This is a genomic window from Roseateles sp. (assembly GCF_019237615.1).
Lineage (GTDB): Bacteria > Pseudomonadota > Gammaproteobacteria > Burkholderiales > Burkholderiaceae_C > Pelomonas.
Genome location: NZ_JAFAGT010000074.1, coordinates 1 through 6,452, shown reverse-complemented (window position 1 = coordinate 6,452; position 6,452 = coordinate 1). Strand labels below are relative to the sequence as shown.

The window sequence follows — 6,452 nt, the reverse complement described above, 5'->3', positions numbered from 1 at the left end:
GCAGCAAAGAGGCGAGATTCTAATCCGCTTTTTGCGTCGTCGTCAAGTATTTTTGAAAATTTCTTTTCTCAATACTCGGCAACTTGTTTTCTTCGCCACCCTCGAATTCGTCGCTTTCGCAATTCATTCGTCAGCAGCAAAGAGGCGAGATTCTAATCTGCCTTTTGCATCACCGTCAAGCATTTCGAAAATTTCTTTTCTCAGCGCTCGGCGGCTTTGCCTCTCTTCCCCGCCTTTGAATTTTTGCTTTCGCAATCCACTCGTCAGCAGCAAAGAGGCGAGATTCTAGTCAGCTTTTTGCATCGCCGTCAAGCACCCTTGAAAATTCTTTTCTCAATACTCAGCAGCATTCAAGGACAAGGCCGCAGCACGCATGCTGCCACCGGAGAGCACGCCAGCGGGAGCCCTGGCGTTGGAGGTCGGCGTTAGCGCGAGCGCGCTGGAGCGCTGGCATAGCGACGCCCTGGCGCAATCGCCGGACAAGAAGGTGTGGGCGGCTGCGGCGCGGTTTGATGCCGTGCTGGTGACGGCGGCGATGGACGAAGCCGGCAAGGCGGCCCGGTGCCGCGCTCAAGGCCACGGCGGTGCTGGCGATGCTGTACTGGCTGCGCGTGAAGCCCCTCGTACTCGAGCTCACGCGTCAGCGACGACAACGCGTTCGTCGAGAGCCTGCTTCGCACCGCGAAGTACCGGCCGGCGTTCCCTACGCGCGGCTTCGACGACCTCGATGCAGCACGCGGCTGGGCTGCCGAGTTCGTGCGTTGGCACAACGTCGAGCACCGTCACAGCGGCATGCCGGGCAGGATGCGACCATCCTCGCCGCACGCAGCGTGCTCTACGCGCATGCGCGTCAACAACATCCTGCGCGCGGGTCTCGCGGTACGCGCGACTGGCCTCCGATCACGACGGTCACGCTCAACCCTGAGCGTGATGCGGTCGTCGACGCCGTGCTGCAGAGCAAAGATACTCAGCCCCAGGCTGCATGACCGAGGCGACAACTACCTTCACGCCAGCCGCTATGTCTGGGGGAGACGGCGCGCCCCGGTCTTGCACATGCCTACTCTGGGTCGATAGCACCAGTCCAACGCTCGCGCCCGCAAACTCCATCGCGGGTTGACGAGACACCTGTCGCGGATGGATGGCCGCTGACCACCTATGCCGCTCACCGGATCGGTCGAGATTCCAAGTTGGCAGATGCCCGCCTCATTCCAGACATCGTGATGTCCGGGAACGGGCGGCGGGTGGCGGCATTCGCTGCGAACTCACCCTCGCAGTCTCCGTCCCCTGTATAGGTTCAGAGGTTTACGGTCAGCCCAAGCTGACAAAGCCGATCGCGGGAACGAAGGTGGTCGCTTCATTCATCGCTGCCTTCCGGTGATCTGGCAAATCGCCTATTTCTTCGGGCCGAACGGGAACATCGCACCCGCCTGCTTGAGCTGCTCCTGCCACTGGTTCATCAGCGTCTTGGACTGCTCGGCGTACCCACCCATCAGGCCGGTCCAGGCCTCGGGCGTGAAAGGCATGCCCGGCGTCTGTTCGGTGAAGCGCTGCTGCATGTCGGCGAAGGCCTGCATCTGGCGCTCCAGCAGCCCGCCCATGACGCCCTGCATCGCATGGCCGTAGAAGCGGATGATCTGGGCCAGCGACGCAGTGGAGAACATCGGCACGCCGCCGGTCTCCTCCTCCAGGATGATCTGCAGCAGGATGGAGCGCGTCAGGTCCTCCTGGGTCTTGGCGTCGTGCACCTCGAAGGCCACGCCCTCCAGCACCATGCGCTTCACGTCGGCCAGCGTGATGTAGCTGCTGGTCTGCGTGTCGTAAAGGCGGCGGTTGGGGTACTTCTTCAGAATGCGCAGGCCGGGCTTGGCTTCGCCGGCCTGTTCAGTCGTCGATTCCGCCTTCTTGCGGGCTGTCGCCATGCGGGAGTCTCCTGTGCAGTGCAGCAAATTTTAGGCAGTCCCTGACGCGCCGTTCGGACGGGTTTACCTGGAGCCTTCAATCATCCGGGCTGCCGATGCAGTGCGCTCAGGCTTTGGGGTCCAGCCTGTAGCCCACGCCCGCTTCCGTGATCAGCCAGCGCGGCCGGTTCGGGTCCGCCTCGATCTTCTTGCGCAGATTGGCCATGTGGACCCGTACATAGTGCAGGTCCTCCACATGGTCCGGCCCCCAGACTGACTTCAGCAGGTGCTGATAGGTGAGTACCCGCCCCGGCGCCGTGCAGAACTCCTGGAGCAGACGGTATTCGATGGGCGTGAGGTGCAGGCGCTGCCCGTCCCGGCTCACCTGCCTGAGGGCTCTATCCACCTGGATGTCGCCAAAGCTCAGCACCGGCTCGCCGTCGTTGCCGCCGCCATGTCGGCGCAGCTGGACCCGCACGCGCGCCAGCAGCTCGGCGACGCCAAAGGGCTTGACGAGGTAGTCGTCGGCACCGGCGTCGAGGGCTTGCACCTTGCGCTCCTCGCCCTCGCGTGCCGAAAGCACCAGGATGGGAGCACCGGACCAGCCGCGGAACTCGCGGATGAAATCCAGCCCATCGCCGTCGGGCAGCCCGAGGTCCAGCACCACCAGTTCGGGGCGCCGGGTGGCGGAGTCGATCAGGCCGCGCTGCAGCGTGCCCGCCTCGAAGACCTCCAGCCCCTCGCTTTCCAGCGCCATGCGGACGAAGCGCCGGATCTCCGGCTCGTCCTCGATCATCAACACGCGCGCCGCGCCCATCGCTACTTCCTTTGGCTAGCCCGGCGGCTGGCCGAGAGGAAGCTCCATCCTCACACAGGCGCCGCCGCCCGCCACATTGTGGGCCGTGATCCGCCCCCCATGGGCGTCGACGATGGCCTTGCAGATCGCCAGCCCCAGGCCGACGCCGGGCGTCGCGCTCTCGCGCTCCCCACGCTCGAACTTGTCGAAAAGCTGGGCCTCGCGGCCCGCGGGGAAGCCAGGGCCGGCATCCGACACGTCGATCTCCATGTTGCGGCCCGCGGTGCGGGCGGCGATGCGGATGGGGCTGCCCGGGGGCGTGTACTTGGCCGCGTTCTCCAGCAGATTGACCAGGACGCGCTCGATCAGCACGGCGTCCACCTGCACCAGCGGCAGGTCACCCGGCACGTCGACGTCCACGTCGCGCCCCGCCAGCACCTCCTCGAGGCTCGCCAGGGTCGTGCCCACGACCTCCTGCAGCGGCAGCCAATGGCGGTTCAGCTGCACGGCGCCGGACTGCAGCCTGGCCATGTCGAGCAGGTTGCTGACCAGCGCGCTCATGCGCAGGGACGAGCGGCGCATGGCCTCGGCCACCTCGGCCTGCGCCGGGCTCAGCGCGGGAGGCGCCAGCTTGAGCGCGTCCGCCAGCCCGACAAGGGCCGACAACGGCGTGCGCAGGTCGTGGGACACCGCGGTCAACAGCGAGTTGCGCAGGCGCTCGGACTCCATCTGCAGCGTGCTCTGCTGCGCGACATCGATGTAGTGGATGCGCTCGAGGGAAATGGCCAGCAGCGCGGCGCAGGTGTCCAGCAGCTCGCGCTCGTCCGGCAGCCAGCGGCGGCCCTTGCTTTCGATGGCCAGCACGCCGCGCAGCCGCATGGGCGCGGTCAGCGGCAGCATCAGGCAGGCGCTGGCGGGCAAGGTGTCGGTGCCATGCCCGGCCGGCTGGCCATGGTCGAACGCCCATTGGGCGACCCCCAGGTCCGGCTGGGCCGTCGCGCCGGGCAGCACGGCCAGCACCTCGCGACTGGAGGTGGCCGCCAGCGGCGGCGCCAGCACGGCCGACGCAATGCCGAACTCCGCGCGCAGGAAGCGCGCCGCGATCTCCGCCACCTGCTCCGGCACCAGGGCGGCGCCCAGGTCCCGCGACATGGCGTACAGCCCGCGCACGCGGCGCTCGCGCTCCTGCGCCGCCTTGGCCTGCGCCTGCAGCCCGGCGGCGAGCTGGCCGATGACCAGCCCGACCAGCAGCAGCACCGCGAAGGTCACCAGGTACTGCGCGTCGCCCACCGCGAACGACCAGCGCGGCTCGATGAAGAAGAAGTCGAATGCGGCCACGCCCAGCAGCGCCGACAATGCCGCCGGTGCCCGGCCGAATCGCAGCGCCACGCCGACGACGTTGAGCAGGAAGAGCATGGCGATGTTGGTGGGCGCTATGAATTCCAGCAGCCCCTGGGCGACAAGCGAGGTCAGCCCGACGCCGATCAGGGAGGCCGCGTAGCCGCGCCGTGCCAGCGGCGTCAGCAGGCCGCGCGCCGGCTCCAGCGGCGCTTCACGCTCGCGCGCCGCGGTGGGCAGCGCCACCTGCAGCACGTCCATCTCCTCGGCCTGCCGATTCAGCGCCTCGGCCAGGGAGGGTCGGCCGGGCCAGCGCCAGTCGCGCTCACGCCGCCCCACGACCAGGCGTGACAGGTTGTGCTCGCGCGCATAGCCCACCAGGGCCGCCGCCACCTCGGGTGCCGACAGCACCGCCGTCCGCGCGCCCAGCGACTTGGCCAGCTCCAGCGTGCGCTGCACGTGCCGCCGTGCCGCGTCGCCCAGCACGCGCGCCGTCCCGACATGGACGGCATGCCAGTCCAGCCCGAGCTGCTGGGCCAGGCGCGCGGCGCTGCGCACCACCTTGTCGCTGGTGGCGTCGGGGCCGACGCAGGCCAGCAGCGACTCCCGGTTGGGCCAGACGGCCGCGGCGCTGTGCGCGCGCCGGTAGGCCTGCATCTGGTCGTCCACGCGATCGGCCGTGCGGCGCAGCGCCAGTTCCCGCAACGCCAGCAGGTTGCCCTTGCGAAAGAAGTTCCGGGCTGCGCGCTCGGCCTGGGCCGGCAGATAGACCTTGCCCTCCTTGAGCCGCTGCAGCAGCTCGTCGGGCGGCAGGTCCACGACGACCACCTCGTCGGCCTCGTCGAACACCCGGTCCGGCAGCGTCTCCTGCACGCGTATGCCCGTGATGCCCCCCACCACGTCGTTCAGGCTCTCCAGGTGCTGCACGTTCAGCGTTGTCCACACCTCCACGCCGGCCTCGCACAGCTCCTGCGCATCCTGCCAGCGCTTGGTGTGGCGCGAGCCTGGCGCGTTACTGTGGGCCAGCTCGTCCAGCAGCAGCACGCCGCCGGGCTGCTGCTGCCCCCAGGCCAGGGCAGCGTCGAGGTCGAACTCGCGCAAGGTCTGGCCGCGGTAGGCCACGTCCTTCAGCGCCACCCGCTCCAGGTCGCCGGCCAGAGCCTCGGTGTCCGCGCGGCCATGGGTCTCGACGACGCCTATGCGCACCGGCCGCCCCTGCTGCTGCGCCGCATGCGCGGCGGCCAGCATGGCGAAGGTCTTGCCAACGCCAGCATTCGCGCCGAAGAAGATCTTCAGCCGCCCGCGCCGGGCCGCGACTTCGTCCTGCTGGACCTTGGCCAGCAGCGCATCGGGATCGGGACGCGTATCGGTCACGGGGGGGTCACCACCATTTCGGGCACCTGGAGCGCCGGCCAACTGCCAGACAAGGCGAGGTTCAATAGCATAGGGCTTCAGGAGTCGTGCGAGCCGCGCTTGGCCTGCACGCGCGCGCGCCGGCGCGCCTGCCATTCCATCAGCCCCCAGACCGCGACCAGCGGCAAGGCGACCGCGCCAAGCGCCAGCAGCGCATTCAGGTAGTCCACGCCTGCTCCTCAGCGCGCCGCCGGCACCAACGCGTCCAGCGCAAGGTTGAGCCGCAGCACGTTCACGCGCGGCTCGCCAATGAAGCCCAGCGCGCGACCTTCGGTGTACAGCGCCACCAACGCCTGCACGCGCGCCAGCGGCAGGCCGCGGACGCGGGCCACGCGGGCGGCCTGGTAGTCGGCCGCGGCACGGCTGATGTGCGGGTCCAGGCCGCTGGCCGAGGTCGTCACCAGGTCCGCCGGCACGGGTGCGGTGTTGCCCGGGTCCGCCGCGCGCAGCGCCTGGACGCGCGCCTTCACGGCGTCGACCAGGGCCGGTGCCGTCGGCGCCAGGTTGCTGCCGCCCGAGTTGGCCGCGTTGTAGGGCATGGGGCCGGTGGCCGAGGGGCGGCTCCAGAAATGCCCCGGATCGGCGAAGGTCTGGCCGATCAGCGTGGACCCGATGGCCTTGCCGTCGCGCACGACGAGGCTGCCGTTGGCCGCGACCGGGAACACCGTCTGCGCGATGCCCGTGACGAGCAGCGGGTAGGCCAGGCCCGTCACCAGGCTCAGCACGACGAACAGTGTCAGCGCGGGGCGCCACAGCGCCACCGCTTCGGTGCCAGTCGCGGCGGCAGAGGTGGAAAGCGTCGTTGTCATGGCGGGGCTCCTGTTCAGAAGGTCTTCTTCAGGCCGACCACCAGCGTGGTCTTGCCCATGAACTTGGCGTTAACAGGGCTGGCGTAGAAGCCCTTGTTGGCATCGGTGCCGACGATGGCGCCGCTCAGCACCAGGCCCGAGAAGTCCTTGGCCAGCGTCAGCGAATAGTCCGTATACGAGCCCGCGGAGTTGTGGCGG

General features: G+C 68.6%; 7 protein-coding genes and 1 pseudogene. 2 read left to right on the top strand and 6 right to left on the bottom strand.

Features of this window, described 5'->3' with window-relative positions; translation table 11 throughout:
• Together JOY88_RS14965 and JOY88_RS14960 are read left to right on the top strand one after the other, a co-directional pair.
• On the top strand, nucleotides 1–289 hold a 289-nt coding region (locus tag JOY88_RS14965), incomplete at its 5' end, for a hypothetical protein (protein WP_293503427.1).
• Between the two features lie 271 nt (nucleotides 290–560).
• A pseudogene (locus tag JOY88_RS14960) lies at nucleotides 561–986 on the top strand (integrase core domain-containing protein); the annotation flags it as partial.
• Nucleotides 987–1,391: 405 nt separating this feature from the next.
• On the opposite strand, the gene phaR reads toward JOY88_RS14960, so the two are convergent.
• The 6 genes from phaR to JOY88_RS14930 all read right to left on the bottom strand — a co-directional run.
• Complete coding sequence (gene phaR / locus JOY88_RS14955) at nucleotides 1,392–1,919, bottom strand: polyhydroxyalkanoate synthesis repressor PhaR (protein WP_293503426.1); 528 nt, start codon at nucleotides 1,917–1,919, stop codon at nucleotides 1,392–1,394.
• Between the two features lie 106 nt (nucleotides 1,920–2,025).
• Complete coding sequence (locus JOY88_RS14950) at nucleotides 2,026–2,715, bottom strand: response regulator (protein WP_293503425.1); 690 nt, start codon at nucleotides 2,713–2,715, stop codon at nucleotides 2,026–2,028.
• A 15-nt stretch (nucleotides 2,716–2,730) separates the two neighbouring features.
• A complete protein-coding gene (locus tag JOY88_RS14945; RefSeq protein ID WP_293503424.1) occupies nucleotides 2,731–5,406 on the bottom strand; it encodes a DUF4118 domain-containing protein in 2,676 nt (891 codons plus the stop codon).
• A 77-nt stretch (nucleotides 5,407–5,483) separates the two neighbouring features.
• Nucleotides 5,484–5,615, bottom strand: a complete 132-nt coding sequence (locus tag JOY88_RS14940; protein WP_293503423.1) for a hypothetical protein — start codon at nucleotides 5,613–5,615, stop codon at nucleotides 5,484–5,486.
• Between the two features lie 9 nt (nucleotides 5,616–5,624).
• Nucleotides 5,625–6,254 carry a potassium-transporting ATPase subunit KdpC gene (gene kdpC / locus JOY88_RS14935; protein ID WP_293503422.1) on the bottom strand — a complete coding sequence of 210 codons (630 nt, stop codon included), beginning with the start codon at nucleotides 6,252–6,254 and terminating at the stop codon, nucleotides 5,625–5,627.
• Between the two features lie 14 nt (nucleotides 6,255–6,268).
• A partial coding sequence (locus JOY88_RS14930; protein WP_367269804.1) for a TorF family putative porin occupies nucleotides 6,269–6,452 on the bottom strand: 184 nt, incomplete at its 5' end.

What these genes read in the sequence shown, in the direction of transcription:
- phaR (WP_293503426.1), bottom strand. Translation starts at nt 1,919, where the DNA reads ATGGCGACAGCCCGCAAGAAGGCGGAATCGACGACTGAACAGGCCGGC.
- JOY88_RS14950 (WP_293503425.1), bottom strand. Translation starts at nt 2,715, where the DNA reads ATGGGCGCGGCGCGCGTGTTGATGATCGAGGACGAGCCGGAGATCCGG.
- kdpC (WP_293503422.1), bottom strand. Translation starts at nt 6,254, where the DNA reads ATGACAACGACGCTTTCCACCTCTGCCGCCGCGACTGGCACCGAAGCG.